17 protein-coding genes are annotated in these 16,843 nt (G+C 65.2%); 10 read left to right on the forward strand and 7 right to left on the reverse strand.

The features are described 5' to 3' along the window. Positions 1-2 precede the first annotated feature (2 nt). Together NX774_RS18910 and NX774_RS18915 are read right to left on the reverse strand one after the other, a co-directional pair. Positions 3-923, reverse strand: a complete 921-nt coding sequence (locus tag NX774_RS18910) for a DMT family transporter (RefSeq protein ID WP_258823830.1) — start codon at positions 921-923, stop codon at positions 3-5. 70 nt (positions 924-993) lie between these two features. Further along, positions 994-2,094, reverse strand: coding sequence for an aromatic ring-hydroxylating oxygenase subunit alpha (locus NX774_RS18915; RefSeq protein ID WP_258823831.1), 1,101 nt, complete (start codon positions 2,092-2,094; stop codon positions 994-996). Positions 2,095-2,445: 351 nt separating this feature from the next. Here NX774_RS18915 and NX774_RS18920 point away from each other — a divergent pair, with 351 nt between their 5' ends. The 4 genes from NX774_RS18920 to NX774_RS23510 all read left to right on the forward strand — a co-directional run bounded on the left by NX774_RS18920 (position 2,446) and on the right by NX774_RS23510 (position 6,797). Next, positions 2,446-2,697: an exodeoxyribonuclease VII small subunit gene (locus NX774_RS18920; RefSeq protein WP_258823832.1), complete on the forward strand. Its 252-nt coding sequence runs from the start codon at positions 2,446-2,448 to the stop codon at positions 2,695-2,697. After that, complete coding sequence (locus NX774_RS18925) at positions 2,694-3,584, forward strand: polyprenyl synthetase family protein (RefSeq protein ID WP_258823833.1); 891 nt, start codon at positions 2,694-2,696, stop codon at positions 3,582-3,584. Before NX774_RS18920 ends, NX774_RS18925 begins: the two co-directional genes overlap by 4 nt. After that, positions 3,585-5,456 carry a 1-deoxy-D-xylulose-5-phosphate synthase gene (dxs, locus tag NX774_RS18930; RefSeq protein WP_258823834.1) on the forward strand — a complete coding sequence of 624 codons (1,872 nt, stop codon included), beginning with the start codon at positions 3,585-3,587 and terminating at the stop codon, positions 5,454-5,456. 177 nt (positions 5,457-5,633) lie between these two features. Further along, entirely contained in the window at positions 5,634-6,797 is a 1,164-nt protein-coding gene (locus tag NX774_RS23510; RefSeq protein WP_258823835.1) for a diguanylate cyclase domain-containing protein, read from the forward strand. 91 nt (positions 6,798-6,888) lie between these two features. On the opposite strand, the gene NX774_RS18940 is transcribed toward NX774_RS23510, so the two are convergent. Both NX774_RS18940 and NX774_RS18945 read right to left on the reverse strand, forming a co-directional pair. After that, positions 6,889-7,878 carry a rhomboid family intramembrane serine protease gene (locus NX774_RS18940; RefSeq protein WP_258823836.1) on the reverse strand — a complete coding sequence of 330 codons (990 nt, stop codon included), beginning with the start codon at positions 7,876-7,878 and terminating at the stop codon, positions 6,889-6,891. Between the two features lie 13 nt (positions 7,879-7,891). Beyond that, positions 7,892-8,443: a cob(I)yrinic acid a,c-diamide adenosyltransferase gene (locus NX774_RS18945; protein WP_258823837.1), complete on the reverse strand. Its 552-nt coding sequence runs from the start codon at positions 8,441-8,443 to the stop codon at positions 7,892-7,894. A 73-nt stretch (positions 8,444-8,516) separates the two neighbouring features. On the opposite strand from NX774_RS18945, the gene NX774_RS18950 reads away from it, so the two are divergent. From NX774_RS18950 to NX774_RS18970, 5 genes are all read left to right on the forward strand, one after another. Then, complete coding sequence (locus NX774_RS18950) at positions 8,517-9,998, forward strand: FAD-linked oxidase C-terminal domain-containing protein (protein ID WP_258823838.1); 1,482 nt, start codon at positions 8,517-8,519, stop codon at positions 9,996-9,998. A 13-nt stretch (positions 9,999-10,011) separates the two neighbouring features. After that, positions 10,012-11,061: a glycolate oxidase subunit GlcE gene (glcE, locus tag NX774_RS18955; protein ID WP_258823839.1), complete on the forward strand. Its 1,050-nt coding sequence runs from the start codon at positions 10,012-10,014 to the stop codon at positions 11,059-11,061. Positions 11,062-11,064: 3 nt separating this feature from the next. Then, positions 11,065-12,288, forward strand: coding sequence for a glycolate oxidase subunit GlcF (gene glcF / locus NX774_RS18960; protein WP_258823840.1), 1,224 nt, complete (start codon positions 11,065-11,067; stop codon positions 12,286-12,288). A 117-nt stretch (positions 12,289-12,405) separates the two neighbouring features. Beyond that, positions 12,406-12,843 (forward strand): hypothetical protein, encoded by a 438-nt coding sequence (locus NX774_RS18965; protein ID WP_258823841.1) that lies wholly within the window; start codon positions 12,406-12,408, stop codon positions 12,841-12,843. A gap of 414 nt (positions 12,844-13,257) precedes the next feature. Then, positions 13,258-13,659: a hypothetical protein gene (locus tag NX774_RS18970; protein ID WP_258823842.1), complete on the forward strand. Its 402-nt coding sequence runs from the start codon at positions 13,258-13,260 to the stop codon at positions 13,657-13,659. Here NX774_RS18970 and NX774_RS18975 read toward each other — a convergent pair. Next, positions 13,656-14,141, reverse strand: a complete 486-nt coding sequence (locus NX774_RS18975) for a glutathione peroxidase (RefSeq protein ID WP_258823843.1) — start codon at positions 14,139-14,141, stop codon at positions 13,656-13,658. The two genes, NX774_RS18970 and NX774_RS18975, sit on opposite strands and share 4 nt — an antisense overlap. Positions 14,142-14,262: 121 nt before the next feature. Between NX774_RS18975 and NX774_RS18980 the strand changes: the two genes are divergently transcribed. Continuing rightward, positions 14,263-14,577, forward strand: a complete 315-nt coding sequence (locus NX774_RS18980) for a hypothetical protein (protein WP_258823844.1) — start codon at positions 14,263-14,265, stop codon at positions 14,575-14,577. Here NX774_RS18980 and NX774_RS18985 read toward each other — a convergent pair. Both NX774_RS18985 and NX774_RS18990 read right to left on the reverse strand, forming a co-directional pair. Then, positions 14,574-15,710: a PilT/PilU family type 4a pilus ATPase gene (locus NX774_RS18985; protein WP_258823845.1), complete on the reverse strand. Its 1,137-nt coding sequence runs from the start codon at positions 15,708-15,710 to the stop codon at positions 14,574-14,576. The two genes, NX774_RS18980 and NX774_RS18985, sit on opposite strands and share 4 nt — an antisense overlap. A 15-nt stretch (positions 15,711-15,725) precedes the next feature. Then, positions 15,726-16,769, reverse strand: coding sequence for a type IV pilus twitching motility protein PilT (locus NX774_RS18990; RefSeq protein ID WP_258823846.1), 1,044 nt, complete (start codon positions 16,767-16,769; stop codon positions 15,726-15,728). Positions 16,770-16,843 lie beyond the last annotated feature (74 nt).

Below are 16,843 nucleotides of genomic sequence, written 5' to 3' on the forward strand. Positions count from 1 at the left end.
CCTCAGGTTTCGGCTGCAATCGGATCGGTCTCGATGGAGGTCGCGCCGCGTGGCGCGCTCTTCGTATTGTAGAACGTCGCGGCGATGCCGGAGGCGAGGATCACGCCCATGCCCAGCCACACGTGCCAGTCGAAGCGGTCACCCCACAGCGCCATGCCCCACAGGCTGGAGAACACGATGCCGGTGTATTGCAGGTTGGCCACCACCAGCACCTTGCCCACGCGGTAGGCGCGCGTCATCGCCATCTGCGCCAGCAGGGCCGACACGCCGATGGCCAGCACCAGCGCCGCCAGGCGTGGCGTGAAGGCGTGGAAGCTGACGCCGTTCGCATCCGGCGTGGCCAGGCTCAGGAAGAAACCGGCGATGGCGGTGGTGAGCGAGAAGTAGAACACCACGCGGTATTCCGGCTCGCCCATCTGGCCCAGGCGGCGCACCTGCATGTAGGCCATCGCCGAGATCACCGACGAGGCCACGCCGGCCAGGCCGCCGAGCCACTGGTTGGTTTGTACGGCCGGCCGCAGCACCAGCGTCACGCCGACAAAGCTCATCGCCACCGCGACTGCCAGCGGCCACTCGACGTGCTTTTTGCCGTGCCACCAGCCCAGCGCGAACATCCAGACCGCGATCCAGATCGGCGCGGTGTAGTTGAGCGTGACGGCGGTGGCCAGCGGCAGCGCGCCGATCGCGAAGAACCACAGCCACAGCGAGGTCACGCCGACGATGCTGCGCCAGATGTGCTCCCTGGGGAAGGCGGTGCGCAGCGTGCCGCCGTGGGCGCGCAGCGAGGCGAACAGGATGACCGAGCCGATCAGGCCGCGGTACATCAGCAGTTCGGAGGTGGAGAAGGTGGCGGAGGCCAGCTTGACCGCCGCGCCCATGGCGGCGAAGGCAAAGCTGGCAAACAGCATCCAGAGAGAAGGCATATGTACAGCGTGGGGTTATAAAACAAAACCGCGGCCCATTCGAGCCGCGGTTTGAAGGTGCTACAGGTACTTACAGGGCAATCCGGCTCCGGTACCACTCGTGGAAGTGCTGCATGCCGTCTTCCATCGGCGACTGGTAGGGGCCCACTTCGTTGGTGCCGCGCTCCATCAGGATCTTGCGGCCGGCATCCATGCGCAGGCCGATCTCGTCGTCCTCGATGCAGGTTTCCATGTACGCGGCGCGCTCGGCCTCGACGAATTCGCGCTCGAACAGCACGATCTCTTCGGGGTAGTAGAACTCGACCACGTTGCGGGTCTTCTGCGGGCCGTCCGGCCACAGGGTCGAGACCACCAGCACGTTCGGGTACCACTCGACCATGATGTTGGGGTACAGCGTCAGCCAGATCGCGCCGAACTTGGGCGGCACGCCGTTGCTGAACTTGAGCACCTCTTCCTGCCACTTCTTGTATTTGGCCGAGCCAAAGCGTTTCAGGCCGGCGTTCACGCCCACCGTCTGCACGCTGTAGTCTTCGCCGAACTCCCAGCGCAGGTCGTCGCAGGTGACGAAGTTGCCCAGGCCCGGGTGGAACGGCTCGACATGGTAGTCCTCGAGGTACACCTCGATGAAGGTCTTCCAGTTGTAGTCGCAGTCGTGCACCTCGACGTGGTCGAGCATGAAGCCGGAAAAATCGAGGTCCTTGGTGACCGACAGCTTGGACAGCTTGTCCATCACGTTGTAGCCGTTCTGCTCGAACAGCATGCCGTTCCAGCTTTGCAGCGGCGTCTTGGACAGGTTCAGGCACGGCGTGTGCTCGAAATGCGGCGCGCCGATCAGTTCACCCTTCAGGTCATAGGTCCAGCGGTGCAGCGGGCAGACGATGTTGTCGGCATTGCCGCGGCCGTTGAACATCACCGCCTGGCGGTGACGGCAGACGTTGGACAGCACTTCGATGCCGGTTGCGTTGCGCACCAGCATGCGGCCTTCCTTTTCCGATGCCAGCGTGTGGAAGTCGCCGACTTCCGGAACCATGAGTTCGTGCCCGACGTAGCGCGGGCCCTTGAGAAACAACTCCTGCATTTCGCGCTTTTGCAGCGCGTCGTCAAAATAGACATTTACCGGAAGCTGCGCGCACGAACGCGCAAGCTTCGCCTGGGTCGCCAGATCGGACATCCCAACCCCCCTTATATAAGAGCGAGCCAAAGAAGAGAAAATCCTAAGACCAGTATTCGGCTTCGTAATACGGTATTTCGGAACAGAACCGGCGATTATACCGTCTAACAAGCCCTACCGTAATGGGTCGGCGCGAGATTGTGGCAGGCAGGGTGAAAGATATTGCCTGAACGGCATCGTTTTCATGAGTCGGGGAAGGGCTCCCGTTACATTGTGGACGCACTGACACGATGGTGACGCGACACGCGATTCGCCACCCGAGTGGTTGGATTGTTCTAAAATACGCGATTAGACTGTCCAGTGGCGCACAAGTTGCACTACGGCGGGCCGGTCGTTGAATAAAAGAAAACTATGTCAAATAACACACCCTCGTCGCCGCCGGAATCGTTCGAGCAGGCGATGGCCGAGCTGGCCCAGCTCGTGAGTCAAATGGAATCCGGCCAGCTGCCGCTGGAAGCGTCGGTGGCCGCCTATGCGCGCGGCTCCGAGCTGGTCAAGTACTGTGCGGCCCAGCTGGACAAGGTCGAATCGCAGGTCAAGGTGCTGGAGGGCGACATGCTCAAGCCGTTTGCGGCCGACGCGGCGGGCGAGGGCGCGCAATGACGGTTCCTTTCGGCGACTGGATGAAGGGTGTGCAGGACGAGGTCGAGCAGGCACTCGGCGCGTACCTGCCCGATGCCGGCACGGTGCCGCACAAGCTGCACGAGGCCATGCGCTACACCACGCTGGGCGGCGGCAAGCGCGTGCGCCCGCTGCTGGTGTATGCCAGCGGCGCGCTGTTCGGCGCCGATGCGCGCGCGCTGGCGCGGGCCGCCTGCGCGGTCGAGATGATCCACGCCTATTCGCTGGTGCACGACGACATGCCGTGCATGGACGACGACGATCTGCGGCGCGGCAAGCCGACGGTGCACGTGGCCTATGACGAGGCGACCGCGCTGCTGGTGGGCGACGCGCTGCAGTCGCAGGCCTTCCAGGTGCTGGCCGAGACCGACACGCTGCCGCCGAAACAGGTGGTGGCGATGCTGCGCTTGTTGGCCGAAGCGGCTGGCTCCGCCGGCATGTGCGGCGGGCAGGCGATTGACCTTTCCAGCGTGGGCCATGCGCTCACGCTCGAACAACTGGAGCGCATGCACCAGCTGAAAACCGGTGCACTGCTGCGCGCATCGGTGGTGCTGGGCGCGCTGGCCGGGCGCGAGCTGGCGCCGCATGAACTGGATGCGCTGGCCGCGTATTCGAAAGCGATTGGCCTCGCGTTCCAGGTGGTGGACGACGTACTGGATGCGACGGCCGATTCGGCCACGCTGGGCAAAACCGCCGGCAAGGACGCGGCCGACAACAAGCCGACCTATGTGTCGATCCTTGGCCTTGAGCCCTCGCGGGCCCTGGCCGAACAACTGCGGCGCGATGCGCATGAAGCGCTGGCGCCGTTCGGAGAACAAGCACTGCGGCTGCGCGAACTCGCGGACCTCATCGTGCAGCGGAAGGCCTAAATGAAACTGCTAGAGACCATCAACGATCCCGCCGACCTGCGCAAGCTGCCGCGTACGCAGCTCACGCCGCTGGCGCACGAGCTGCGCAGCTTCCTGCTCGATTCCGTCTCCAAGACCGGCGGCCACCTGTCGTCGAACCTGGGCACGGTGGAGCTGACCATCGCGCTGCACTACGTGTTCAACACCCCGCACGACCGCATCGTGTGGGACGTGGGCCACCAGACCTACTCGCACAAGATCCTGACCGGGCGGCGCGAGCGCATGCCCTCGCTGCGCCAGCTGAACGGCCTGTCCGGCTTCCCCAAGCGCGACGAAAGCGAATACGACACCTTCGGTACCGCGCACTCGTCCACCTCGATTTCGGCGGCGCTGGGCATGGCCCAGGCGGCCAAGCTCAAGGGCGAGCACCGCCATGCGATCGCCGTGATCGGCGACGGCTCCATGACCGCCGGCATGGCGTTCGAGGCGCTGAACAACGCGGGCGTCGAGGACGACGTCAACCTGCTGGTCATCCTGAACGACAACGACATGTCGATCTCGCCGCCGGTGGGCGCACTGAACCGCTACCTGGCGCGCCTCATGTCGGGCAAGTTCTACGCAGCCGCCAAGAACGTCGGCAAGACCGTGCTGCCGGCCCCGATGCGCGAGCTGGCCAAACGGCTGGAAGAGCACGCCAAGGGCATGGTGGTGCCGGCCACGATGTTCGAAGAATTCGGCTTCAACTACATCGGCCCGATCGACGGCCACGACCTCGAATCGCTGATCCCGACGCTGGAAAACATCAAGCAGCTCAAGGGGCCGCAGTTCCTGCACGTGGTGACCAAGAAGGGCCAGGGCTACAAGCTGGCCGAGGCCGAACCGATCCTGTACCACGGCACCGGCAAGTTCAACCCGACCGAAGGCATCAAGCCGGCCGCCGCGCCGTCCAAGATCACCTACACTGAAGTGTTCGGCAACTGGCTGTGCGACATGGCGGCGGTGGACAAGAAGCTGGTCGGCATCACGCCGGCCATGCGCGAAGGCTCGGGCATGGTGAAGTTCCACCAGCAGTTCCCGAACCGCTATTTTGACGTGGGCATCGCCGAGCAGCATTCGGTGACCTTTGGCGCGGGCCTGGCGGCGGAAGGCATGAAGCCGGTGGTGGCGATCTACTCGACCTTTTTGCAGCGCGCCTACGACCAGCTGATCCACGACGTGGCGCTGCAGAACCTGGACGTGACCTTTGCGCTGGACCGCGCGGGCCTGGTCGGCGCCGACGGCGCAACCCACGCCGGCAATTACGACATGGCCTACCTGCGCTGCATTCCCAACATGGTGGTGATGGCGCCGTCGGACGAGAACGAGTGCCGCCAGATGCTCACCACGGCCTACCACTACCCGGGCCCGGCCGCGGTGCGTTACCCGCGCGGCACCGGCGTGGGCGCGCAGGTGCAGCAGGAGCTGACCTCGATCGAGATCGGCAAGGGCGAGATCCGCCGCCAGGGCAAGGGCATCGCGATCCTGGCCTTCGGTTCGATGGTCGCGCCGAGCCTGGCTGCTGCCGGCGAGCTGAATGCGACGGTGGCCAACATGCGCTTCGTGAAGCCGCTCGACGTCGAGCTGGTCAAGCAGCTGGCCCGGGAGCACGACTACCTGGTCACGGTGGAGGAGGGCTGCATCATGGGCGGCGCCGGCTCCGCAGTGGCCGAGGCGCTGGCCGCCGAAGGCATCGCCAAGCCGATGATCCACCTCGGCCTGCCCGACAGGTTCATCGACCACGGCGACCCGGGCCTGCTGCTGGCCTCCGTCGGCCTGGACGCGAAAGGCATCGCGGCGTCGATCCGCGAGCGCGTCGGCATTGCCGAGCCGCGCCTGGTGGTCAACAACAGCTGACCTGCCGGTCCCGCCTTGAATGACGACGCCGGGCTCGCCCGGCGTTGTCATTTGTGTAATTCAATACATATTTTGTAGCGGAAACGTTACGTTGCGTTAAGTCACAATTGGCACATTCACGGGCTTCGGTTACGCTGGAAGACTGATATTTCAGTTTGGCAAATATACGTGTACATTGTGCAAGACCTTACCGGGTCGCGGGGCCATTTCGAGCCTGCACTCGAGGCGGCCTACCAGGCCGATCTCGCGACGCAGAAAATTGTCGCATTCCAGCGCACGGCCTTGCTGTGCGCGGTGCTGTACAGCTGCTTCGCGGTGCTCGACCTGATGGCGGTGCCGAGCAATGTGGCCGCGGCCTGGGCGATCAGGGCAGTGGTGCTGTGCGTGACCGCCGCCACCTCGCTTGCCACACGCTTGTCGCGCGAGACCTTCGTGCGACGCTATGCCATGCTCACCTGCCTGACCTATCTGATGTGGGGGCTGGGGATCGAGGCGATCATCATGCTCACCCGCCCCGACGATCCGGGCTGGAGCACCTACTATGCGGGCTTGCTGCTGGTCTCGATGGCGCTGTACGGCGCCACTTACCTGCGCGTGCTGCACGCCAGCCTGACCGGGCTGGCGCTGACCCTGAGCTATCTGGCGCTGGCGCTGGGCTACCAGCACATGGCCGAGCGCGGCGACTGGGTCATCGTGGTGCAGAACTGCTTCTTCCTGATCGGCGCCAACTTCATCGGCCTGTTCTCGCTGCACATGCGCGAACACTTCTCGCGCCAGGCCTTCCTGCTCAAGAATGCGCTCAAGCGCGACCTCGAGCTCGAAGAGGAAGCCAAGCGCCAGAGCGAGCACCTGTCCGAGCACGACGCGCTGACCGGCCTGCCCAACCGTGTGCGCTTCCTGCGGCGCCTTGGCGAACTGCTGGCCCAGCGCGACGACGGATCCACGGTAGCGGTGCTGTTCCTCGACCTGGATGACTTCAAGCCGGTCAATGACCGCCACGGCCACGCCGCCGGCGACTACGTGCTGCGCCGCGTGGCCGACCGCGTGCGCGGCGCCATCCGGGCGTCGGACCTGGCCGGCAGGCTGGGGGGCGACGAATTCGTGGTGGCGCTGCCGCTCGCGGCCGGGCAGGCCGAGCTGACCATCGAGCGACTGAGCGCGGCGCTGCGCGCCGCCATCGGAGAGCCGATCGCTTTCGGCGGCGAGGTCGTGCGCGTGACCGCGAGCGTTGGCGCGGCGCGGTGTCCCGATCATGGCCAGACGGCCGAGGAATTGCTGCACGCCGCCGACCAGTGCATGTATCGCTCCAAGCGGCGCAAGGAGGCCGCGCTGGCGGCGTAGGGTGGGCGGGTTTCCCGCCCACGCGTTCAACGACACCTTGAGTGGCTGCGGCGCTGTTCTCTGAACGCGTGGGCAGGAAGACCTGCCCACCCTACGGGCGCTGGCCGGGCACGTACAACGAACGCGCCAGCAGCAGGCCCGCAAGATAGCCACCGGCCAGCCCGCCGATGTGGGCCGCGTTGTCGGTATGCGGGTACACCAGGCCGGCGGCGATGTTGAACATCAAAAAGCCGCCGAGCGAACCGCGCAGGTCCTTCACGATCGTGGCCGGCACGCCGCTGTCGGGCCGCTGCATGAAGGCGAGCAGCCCGCCGATGATGCCGAAGATCGCGCCCGATGCGCCAACGCTGTTCACGTGCGGATTCCAGAGCACGCTGGCCAGGCTGCCGCATACGCCGGCGATCATGTACAGCGCCAGGAAGCGCGCGCTGCCGAACATGCGCTCGACCAGGCGGCCAACCTGCCACAGCGCGAACATGTTGAACAGAATGTGCAGCAGCCCTCCGTGCACGAACATCGATGTCACCAGCCGCCACGGCTGACCGTGCAGGGTGAGCGGACCGGCGTTCGAGCCCCAGCGCACCAGCTTCATCGACTCCGCAGCCGCCGAGCCGTCGCCGGAAGAACTGAGCGACATCAGCACGAACACCAGGATGTTCATCGCCAGCAGCGCCCAGATGACGGGCGTACGCGGGGTCCAGTGGTCGATCCGGTCGTGGAAGGTCTCGCGGTCCGCCTGCGCGATTCTGAATTCCTCGGTCTGGCGCACCGGCAGCAGCTCGAAGATGCGCCACGCGTTCACCTCGTCCGGCACATCGAAGGCCACGGTCTGGTCGCGCTCCACGCCGACGACCTCGAATTCCACTTCCTTGCCGTCGCTGCGCACGTTGACGATATCGACCATCTTCAGCCGGTGTTCTTCCGGTTCCGAGGCGCGCAGGTTGCGGTAGCGCGTGCCGGAGAGGACCAGGAAATCAGGCTCGATCGTGACCGAGCCCTTGCCGTTGAACTGGTAGGGATTGCCCGCGCGGCGCCTGCCGCCGGCGCGAAAGCGGACCTCGAAGGTTTCGCCGGCCGTCATGCGCGCGGGAAGGTCAGCGCTTGCGGTCGTGCTGCCACAGCACGTCGCTGCCGCCGGCAAAGCGGTTGAGCACGCGCGCCAGCACGAACATCAGGTCCGACAGGCGGTTGACGTATTGGCGCGGGTAGGCGTTGATGGTCTCGCTGTGCGCCAACGCCACGATGGCGCGCTCGGCCCGCCGGCACACCGTGCGGCACACGTGCGCCAGCGAGGCCGCGCGCGAGCCCGCCGGCAAAATGAACTCCTTCAGGATCGGCAGGTCGGCGTTGTATTTCTCGAGCAGGTCGTCCAGCCGTGCCACGTGGTCCTCGGTGATCAGCTGGTAGCCCGGGATGCACAGTTCGCCGCCCAGGTCGAACAGGTCGTGCTGGATCGTGACCAGCTCCTCGCGCAGCGCGCCCGGCATGTCCTCGCACAGCAGCAGGCCGACGAAGGAATTGAGCTCGTCGACCTCGCCCAGCGCGTGGATGCGCACGCTGTCCTTGCCGGTGCGGCTGCCATCGCCCAGTCCGGTAGTGCCATCGTCGCCCGTGCGGGTGGCGATTTTTGAAAGTCGATTGCCCATGGTTATGTCACACTTGAAAAAAAGATAGGCCGAGGATACGACAAAACGACAATATTGTGCCTACAATCTCCGCATGAGTGCATCCCTTCCTGTCAATACGGGGCGCCGGGACGAAGTCGCTGCCGCCCTCAAGGCTCGCCTGCCGGCGCGCTGCGTGCTGTCCGACCCCGAAGATACCCGTCCCTACGAGTGCGACGGCCTGGCGGCCTACCGCCAGCTGCCGATGGTCGTCACCCTGCCCGAGAACGAGGAGCAGGTGCTGGCGGTGCTGGACGCCTGCCGCGCGCTGAACGTGCCGATTGTGCCGCGCGGCGCCGGCACCGGCCTGTCCGGCGGCGCGCTGCCGATCGCCGAGGGCGTGGTGATCTCCACCGCACGCCTGAACCGCATCGTGCGGGTGGACGCGCACGCGCGCACGGCCGTGGTGCAACCGGGCGTTCGCAACCTGGCCATTTCCGACGCGGCCGCGCAGCATGGCCTGTACTACGCGCCGGACCCGTCCTCGCAGATCGCATGCACCATCGGCGGCAACGTGGCCGAGAACTCGGGCGGCGTGCACTGCCTCAAATACGGCCTCACGGTCCACAATGTGCTGCGCGTGCGTGTGGCCACCATCGACGGCGAGATCATTGAACTGGGCAGCGAAGCGCTGGACGCGCCGGGCCTGGACCTGCTGGCCGTGTTCATCGGCTCGGAAGGCATGCTCGGCATCGTGACCGAGGTGACGGTCAAGCTGGTGCCCAAGCCGGCCACGGCGCGCGTGATCATGGCCTCGTTCGACGACGTGGTCACCGGCGGCAATGCGGTGGCGCGCGTGATCGCGGCCGGCATCATCCCGGCCGGGCTGGAGATGATGGACCGCACCTCGGTGCGCATGGTCGAGCCGTTCGTGAAGGCCGGCTACGACACCGAAGCGGCAGCGATCCTGCTGTGCGAGGCCGACGGTACCGAGCTCGAAGTGAGCGAGGAAATCGAGCGCATGACGGAGGTGCTGCAAGGCGCGGGCGCGACCGCGATCTCGGTGTCGCAGAACGAGGCCGAGCGCATGCGTTTCTGGTCCGGCCGCAAGAACGCCTTCCCGGCCGCGGGCCGCATCTCGCCGGACTACTACTGCATGGACGGCACCATTCCGCGCAAGAAGCTGGCCGAGGTGCTGACCGGGATCGAGCGCATGGAAACGACCTTCGGCCTGCGCTGCTCGAACGTGTTCCACGCCGGCGACGGCAACCTGCACCCGCTGATTCTGTTCGATGCCAACCAGCCCGGCGAATTCGAGCGCGCCGAGGCGTTCGGCGCGGCGATCCTGGCGCTGTGCGTGGAAGTGGGCGGCACCATCACCGGCGAACACGGCGTGGGCATGGAGAAGATCAACTCGATGTGCGTGCAGTTCCGGCGCGAAGAGCTCGACGCCTTCATCGAGGTCAAGCGCGCGTTCGACGAGCCGATGCTGCTCAACCCCGACAAGGCCATCCCCACCAAGAACCGTTGTGCCGAATTCGGCAAGATGCACGTGAAGGGCGGGGTGCTGCCGTTCGCGGACCTGCCGCGCTTCTAAGCTGGAACACTACATGCAGGCGATTGAACAATTCAAGGAACAGGTGTGCGCCGCGGCCGCGAACAAGCGCGCCTTGCGCATCCGTGGCGGCGGCACCAAGGACTGGTACGGCCAGACGCTGGATGGCGAGATCCTCGACACGCGTGCCCACACCGGCATCGTCGATTACGAGCCGACCGAACTGGTGATTACCGCGCGCTGCGGCACCCCGCTGGCCGAGATCGAGGCCGTGCTGGCCGAACGCAACCAGATGCTCGCTTTCGAGCCGCCGCATTTCGGCGCGGGGGCCACCTTCGGCGGCGCCATCGCTGCCGGCCTGTCCGGACCGCGCCGTGCCAACAGCGGCGCCGCGCGCGACTTCGTGCTGGGCGCGACCATCATGGATGGCAAGGGCGAGGTGCTGCGCTTCGGCGGGCAGGTGATGAAGAACGTGGCCGGCTACGACGTGTCGCGCCTGATGGCCGGCTCGCTCGGCACGCTCGGCCTGCTGCTCGAGCTGTCGGTCAAGGTGCTGCCGCGCGCGTTTCGCGAAACCACGCTGCGCTTTGACATCAGCGAGATCGAGGCCCTGCGCAAGCTGAACGAGTGGGGCGGCCAGCCGCTGCCGATCTCCGCCAGCTGCTGGATCGACGGCGTGCTGACGCTGCGCCTGTCCGGCGCCCAGGCGGCGGTGGACGCGGCGGTGAAGTCGCTGGGTGGCCAGGTGGTCGAAAACGCCGATCCGTTCTGGGCGTCGCTGCGCGAGCAGCAGCACGCATTTTTTGCGGGCGAGGGCGCGCTGTGGCGCCTGTCGGTGCCGTCCACCACCAGCGTGCTGGGTGGTTCCCAGCTGATCGAGTGGGGCGGCGCCCAGCGCTGGCTGCGCGCGGGGGCGGACGAGGCGAGCGCGCAGGCGATCCGCGCGACCGCCGCGGCCTGCGGCGGCCATGCCACGCTGTTCCGTGGCGGCGACAAGAGTGTTGGCGTATTCCAGCCGCTGGCGCCGGCCGTGGCGAAGATCCACGCACGCCTGAAAGCGGCGTTCGACCCGGCGCACATCTTCAATCCGGGACGGATGTACTGAACCATGCAAACCAATCTGGCCGACTTCATCAAGGGCACGCGCGAAGGCGACGAGGCCGAATCGATCCTGCGCGCCTGCGTGCACTGCGGCTTTTGCACCGCCACCTGCCCGACCTACCAGTTGCTGGGCGACGAACTCGATGGCCCGCGCGGGCGCATCTACCTGATCAAGCAGGTGCTCGAGGGCGCCGAGCCCACGCACAAGACCATGCTGCACCTGGACCGGTGCCTGACCTGCCGCAACTGCGAGACCACATGCCCGTCCGGTGTGCGTTACGGCCGGCTGGTGGACATCGGCCGCAAGGTGGTCGAAGCGCGCGTGGCGCGTCCGCTGGGCGAGCGCATCAAGCGCAGCACGCTCAAGGAAGCGTTGCCGCGCGCCGGCCTGTTCAAGGCCGCATTCAGGGCAGGGCAGGCGGTGCGTCCGCTGCTGTCGGAAGACCTGCAGGACAAGCTTCAGCCGGTGCGCCCGAGCGGGCAGTGGCCGCGTAGCGAACACGCGCGCAAGATGCTGGTGCTGGACGGCTGCGTGCAGCCGGCCATGGCGCCGAACATCAATGCGGCCACGGCACGCGTGCTCGATGCGCTCGGCGTGCAGTTGATCGTTGCGCCCAAAGCCGGCTGCTGCGGCGCGGTGCGCTACCACATGAACGACCAGGAGGGCGGCCTTGACGACATGCGCCGCAACATCGACGCATGGTGGCCGTACGTGGACAAGGTGGAAGCGATCGTGATGACCGCCTCCGGCTGCGGCGTGACCGTGAAGGAGTACGGCCACCTGCTGGCGTACGACAGCGCATATGCCGAGAAGGCCAAGCGCATCTCGGAGATGACCCGTGACCTGTCGGAGATCATGCCCCAGTTCGAAGCCGAACTGGCGGCGCGCATGAATGGCAGGATCGGCAAGCGCGTGGCCTACCACCCGCCCTGCACGCTGCAGCATGGCCAGCAGATCCGCGGCAAGGTCGAGGGCGTGCTGCGCGCCGTCGGCGTGGACGTGGTGCTGTGCGCAGAGAGCCACCTGTGCTGCGGCTCGGCCGGCACGTACTCGGTGCTGCATCCGGAGATCGCCCACCAGCTGCGCGACCGCAAGCTCGCCAACCTGGAAGCGACCGGCGCCGACGAAATCGTTTCGGCGAATATTGGCTGCCTGACGCATCTCCAGTCAGGCACGGAAACGCCGGTCACGCACTGGATCGAGTTCGTGGACCGGGCATTGCAGTTGTAAGCATTTGCCAGCGATGTAACGCTTTGTAAAGGCCGTCAACAGGCTGAGGTGGCGCCCCGTTTCTGGCTCAGTGACACAGCAAATGTGCACGACACCCAAACCAAACGAGGAGCCACCATGAACAAAGTTATCGCTACCCTGATCGCCGGTCTGTTTGCAACTGCTGCCTTCGCGCAGAACCCGGCTCCGACCACCGCGCCGGCTGCCGCTGTCAAGGCCGAAGCAAAGCACGACAAGACCGTCGCCAAGGCTGAAGCCAAGGAAGCTGCAACCGTGGCCAAGGCCGATACCAAGGAAGCGAAAGACGTGGCCAAGGCCCAGGCCAAAGAGACCAAGGCTGCCGTGAAGACCACCGCCAAGGAATCGAAGGAAGTCGCCAAGACCGAAGCCAAGGAAGCCAAGGCCGACGCCAAGGAAGCCAAAGCCGACGCCAAGGAAGCCAAGAAGGACGTCGTGACCGCCAAGGCCGAGACCAAGCACGCCACCAAGGCAGCCAAGGCCGAGAAGAAAGCCGAAGCCAAGGAAGCCAAGGCCGAAGCAGCTCCGGCCAAGTAAGCAGCGCCTCACCTCCTGGTAAAGCCCGCCGCGCGCGGGCTTTTTTATTTTCCCCAACACCGGTCTGCCTTAGCGCTGACCTCGTTCAAGCCTCAGGTCATGGTCCGCTCAGCATGGGTCCCGGCTTTCGCCGGGACGACGGCGGTGACCGGTAGGGTGGGCAGCTCGCTCAGCTGGGCATTGCCCAGTTTCGCCCCACGCGTCCAACCAGCGGTGACCCAGCCTGCTCCCCAAAGCTGGACCGCAATCAATTTCCAAAGTTCAACCACCAGCCCCGACGCTTGATACGCGCAGGTTCGCGCTCCGGTACTTTGCAAAACGCAGGAACAAGTGCGATTTGCTGAGCTATATTTTCGCCATCCCGATCCGGGATGCATATCCCATTGTCGCTTTGCAACGAAAAGAGGGAACACCATGCGCAAGAGTGTTGTTGCTGTTGTGGCCGCACTGGCGGCCAACGCTGCCCTTGCCCAGAGCAGCGCCGACCTGGTGCATTTGAGCGCCAAGGATGTGCCAGTGGAAAACGGCAAACAGCTCGACATGAGTTTCGAGGAAATCCGGCGCGCGCCCGACAATTCACTGGTCGAGGTGACCTATCCGATCACGGCGCGGCCATCGTCGATGTTCATCCTCAAGGGCTTGTGCAGCATCGCGGAAAGTCGCGGCAAGCAGTACTTCCGCGCCGTGCTGCTGTCGAAAAAGCCGCTGCGCTATGGCGTTACGTTCCCGGAAGACGCCGGCCAACCCGACGGCCGGCCCGCCAGCGTGACGGAAAAGGTGTTTTCAGTGGCCGAGTGCGCGCTGCTGAACTTCTAGGACTTGCCGAGCAGCCCTTCGATATCGCCCGCCAGTTCCTCGGGCTTGGTCTGCGGCGCATAGCGCTTGAACACGCTTCCGTCCTTGTTGATGAGGAACTTGGTGAAGTTCCACTTGATGCCTTCCGTGCCGAGCACCCCCGGCGCCTGCTGCTTCAGGTACTTGAACAGCGGGTGCGCGGTGTCCCCGTTCACATCGACCTTGGCGAACAGCGGAAAGCTCACCTGGTACTGCTGCTGGCAGAACGCGCGAATCTCGGCCTCGGTTCCCGGCTCCTGCTTGCCGAACTGATTGCAGGGAAACCCGAGCACCACCAGCCCGCGATCCTTGAATTCGCGGTACAGCTTTTCCAGCCCCTCGTACTGAGGCGTGAACCCGCACTCGCTTGCGGTATTCACGATGAGCAGTACCTTGCCGCGCCAGCGCGACAGTTCGGTTGGCGTGCCATCGAGGGCATTGGCCTGGAAGTCGAAGGTGTTCATGACTTAACTATACCAAGCTTCGCCGCCGGCCGCGCGCAGCGCACAAACGACCCCAGGCGCCGGCGCTGGCCCGGCGGCCGTGGTAGCATGCAGCCCGTTTCAACAACAGAGAGTACCGCCCGTGAGTTCCGTGTTCCGGCTTTGGTCGCAGGACGACGAGACCGAGCCCGCCATCGTATTCGAAGACAGCGCCAGCCCCGGCTTCGTGCCGCTGTGGGAGGCCGCCGGAGTGTACGACGCGCTCTACAACAGCGATGGCAAACAGGCGCGCGATGTGTCGCGTGCGATCGCGTACGGCGTGGACCGCATCAGCGACGACGCCTCACTCGCCGCGCTCGTCCCATCCAGCCTGTCGCTAGGCGAAGCGATCCGCTTTCTTGAGAACGTGCACAAGGCCTGCGTCACGCACGCGTCGGCGCGGGTAGCTTCCGCTTAAACGATCCCCAGGCTCTCGGTCCCGGCCGAGAAGTCCTTGTTTTTCGCGTGCTTGGAGTTGAGCTTGATGTTCAGGCGCAGGTCGTTCACGGAGTCGGCGTTGCGCAACGCGTCCTCGTAGGTGATTTTGTCGGCCTCGTACAGGTCGAACAGCGCCTGGTCGAAGGTCTGCATGCCCAGTTCGCGCGACTTCTTCATGATCTCCTTGATCTCGTGGACTTCGCCCTTGAAGATCAGGTCCGAGATCAGTGGCGAGTTAAGCAGGATTTCGATCGCCACCACGCGGCCCTTGGCTTCCTTGCGCGGAATCAGGCGCTGCGAGATCAGGCCCTTCAGGTTGAGCGACAGGTCCATCAATAGCTGCTGGCGGCGCTCTTCCGGGAAGAAGTTGATGATGCGGTCCAGCGCCTGGTTGGCGCTGTTGGCGTGCAGCGTGGCCAGGCACAGGTGGCCGGTTTCGGCGAACGCGATCGCGTGCTCCATGGTCTCGCGGTCGCGGATCTCGCCGATCTGGATCACGTCCGGCGCCTGGCGCAGCGAGTTCTTCAGCGCCGCTTCGAAGCTCTCGGTGTCCACCCCCACTTCGCGCTGCGTGATCACGCAGTTGCGGTGCGGGTGGACGAATTCGACCGGGTCCTCGATGGTGAGGATGTGGCCGTAGCTGTTCTCGTTGCGGTAGCCGACCATTGCCGCGAGCGTGGTCGATTTACCCGAGCCGGTGGCGCCGACCATGATCACCAGCCCGCGCTTGGTCATCACGACTTCCTTGAGCACCTCCGGCAGTTCCAGGTCCTCGAACTTGGGGATCGTGGTCGTGATCACCCGCAGCACCATGCCCACCGCGCCCATCTGCTGGAATGCCGACACGCGAAAGCGCCCCAGGTCGCCCGGGCTGATCGCGAAGTTGGCCTCGCGCGAGAGCTCGAAGCTGGCGGCCTGCTTGTCGTTCATGATGGCGCGCGCCAGGTCGGCCGTGTGGTTCGACGTGAGCGCCTGGCTCGACACCGGCGTCATCTTGCCGTCGATTTTCATCGCCGGCGGAAAGCCCGCGGTGATGAACAGGTCCGAGCCGCCTTTGGTGACCATCAGGCGCAGCAGGTCGAACATGAATTTTGAAGCCTGGTCGCGTTCCATCGTGTGCTGTCCTTGTTAGCCGGGGAAGTTTTCCGGAATCTTGGCGGCCGAGCGTGCCGCTTGCGCCGAAATCACGTTGCGTCGTACGAGGTCGGTCAGGTTCTGGTCGAGCGTCTGCATGCCCGCGTTGCTGCCGGTCTGGATCGCCGAGTACATCTGCGCGATCTTCGCTTCGCGGATCAGGTTGCGGATCGCCGGCGTGCCGATCATGATCTCGTGCGCCGCCACGCGGCCCGAGCCGTCCTTGGTCTTGAGCAGGGTCTGCGAGATCACGGCCTGCAGCGATTCGGACAGCATTGCGCGCACCATCTCCTTTTCCTCGGCCGGGAACACGTCCACGATACGGTCGATCGTCTTGGCCGCCGACGAGGTGTGCAGCGTGCCGAACACCAGGTGGCCGGTTTCCGCCGCCGACAGCGCCAGGCGGATCGTCTCCAGGTCGCGCAGCTCGCCCACCAAAATGCAGTCCGGGTCTTCGCGCAGCGCCGAACGCAGCGCGTTGTTGAAGGACAGCGTGTGCGGGCCCACTTCGCGCTGGTTGATCAGGCAGCGCTTCGATTCGTGCACGAATTCGATCGGGTCCTCGATCGTGAGGATGTGGCCGTATTCGTTTTCGTTCAGGTGGTTGACCATCGCCGCCAGCGTGGTCGATTTGCCCGAACCGGTCGGGCCGGTGACCAGCACCAGGCCGCGCGGCTTGAGCGCGAGGTCGGCGAAGATCTTCGGCGCGTTCAGCTCTTCCAGCGACAGGATCTTGGACGGAATCGTACGCAGCACCGCTGCCGCGCCACGGCCCTGGTTGAAGGCGTTGACGCGAAAGCGCGCCAGGCCCGGGATCTCGAACGAGAAGTCGGCCTCGAGCACCTCTTCGTAATGCTTGCGCTGGCCGTCGTTCATGATGTCATAGATCATGCCGTGGACCTCTTTGTGGTCCATCGCCGGCAGGTTAATCCGGCGCACGTCGCCGTGCACGCGGATCATCGGCGGCAGGCCGGCCGACAGGTGCAGGTCCGAAGCTTTGTTCTTGACCGAGAAGGCGAGTAGTTCTGCGATGTCCATTTATAATCCCTGTGCCGTTGGTGCGTCCGTGCGAGTCGCGCGTCAAACCCGAATATTGCCCCGTGTTAATGAAT

This window comes from Massilia agilis (assembly GCF_024756255.1).
GTDB lineage: Bacteria > Pseudomonadota > Gammaproteobacteria > Burkholderiales > Burkholderiaceae_D > Telluria > Telluria agilis.

Bases quoted from the DNA above. Each gene is read 5' to 3' on its own strand.
- NX774_RS18910 (WP_258823830.1), bottom strand. From the start codon at position 923: ATGCCTTCTCTCTGGATGCTGTTTGCCAGCTTTGCCTTCGCCGCCATG.
- NX774_RS18915 (WP_258823831.1), bottom strand. From the start codon at position 2,094: ATGTCCGATCTGGCGACCCAGGCGAAGCTTGCGCGTTCGTGCGCGCAG.
- NX774_RS18920 (WP_258823832.1), top strand. From the start codon at position 2,446: ATGTCAAATAACACACCCTCGTCGCCGCCGGAATCGTTCGAGCAGGCG.
- NX774_RS18925 (WP_258823833.1), top strand. From the start codon at position 2,694: ATGACGGTTCCTTTCGGCGACTGGATGAAGGGTGTGCAGGACGAGGTC.
- dxs (WP_258823834.1), top strand. From the start codon at position 3,585: ATGAAACTGCTAGAGACCATCAACGATCCCGCCGACCTGCGCAAGCTG.
- NX774_RS18940 (WP_258823836.1), bottom strand. From the start codon at position 7,878: ATGACGGCCGGCGAAACCTTCGAGGTCCGCTTTCGCGCCGGCGGCAGG.
- NX774_RS18945 (WP_258823837.1), bottom strand. From the start codon at position 8,443: ATGGGCAATCGACTTTCAAAAATCGCCACCCGCACGGGCGACGATGGC.
- NX774_RS18950 (WP_258823838.1), top strand. From the start codon at position 8,517: ATGAGTGCATCCCTTCCTGTCAATACGGGGCGCCGGGACGAAGTCGCT.
- glcE (WP_258823839.1), top strand. From the start codon at position 10,012: ATGCAGGCGATTGAACAATTCAAGGAACAGGTGTGCGCCGCGGCCGCG.
- glcF (WP_258823840.1), top strand. From the start codon at position 11,065: ATGCAAACCAATCTGGCCGACTTCATCAAGGGCACGCGCGAAGGCGAC.
- NX774_RS18965 (WP_258823841.1), top strand. From the start codon at position 12,406: ATGAACAAAGTTATCGCTACCCTGATCGCCGGTCTGTTTGCAACTGCT.
- NX774_RS18970 (WP_258823842.1), top strand. From the start codon at position 13,258: ATGCGCAAGAGTGTTGTTGCTGTTGTGGCCGCACTGGCGGCCAACGCT.
- NX774_RS18975 (WP_258823843.1), bottom strand. From the start codon at position 14,141: ATGAACACCTTCGACTTCCAGGCCAATGCCCTCGATGGCACGCCAACC.
- NX774_RS18985 (WP_258823845.1), bottom strand. From the start codon at position 15,710: ATGGAACGCGACCAGGCTTCAAAATTCATGTTCGACCTGCTGCGCCTG.
- NX774_RS18990 (WP_258823846.1), bottom strand. From the start codon at position 16,769: ATGGACATCGCAGAACTACTCGCCTTCTCGGTCAAGAACAAAGCTTCG.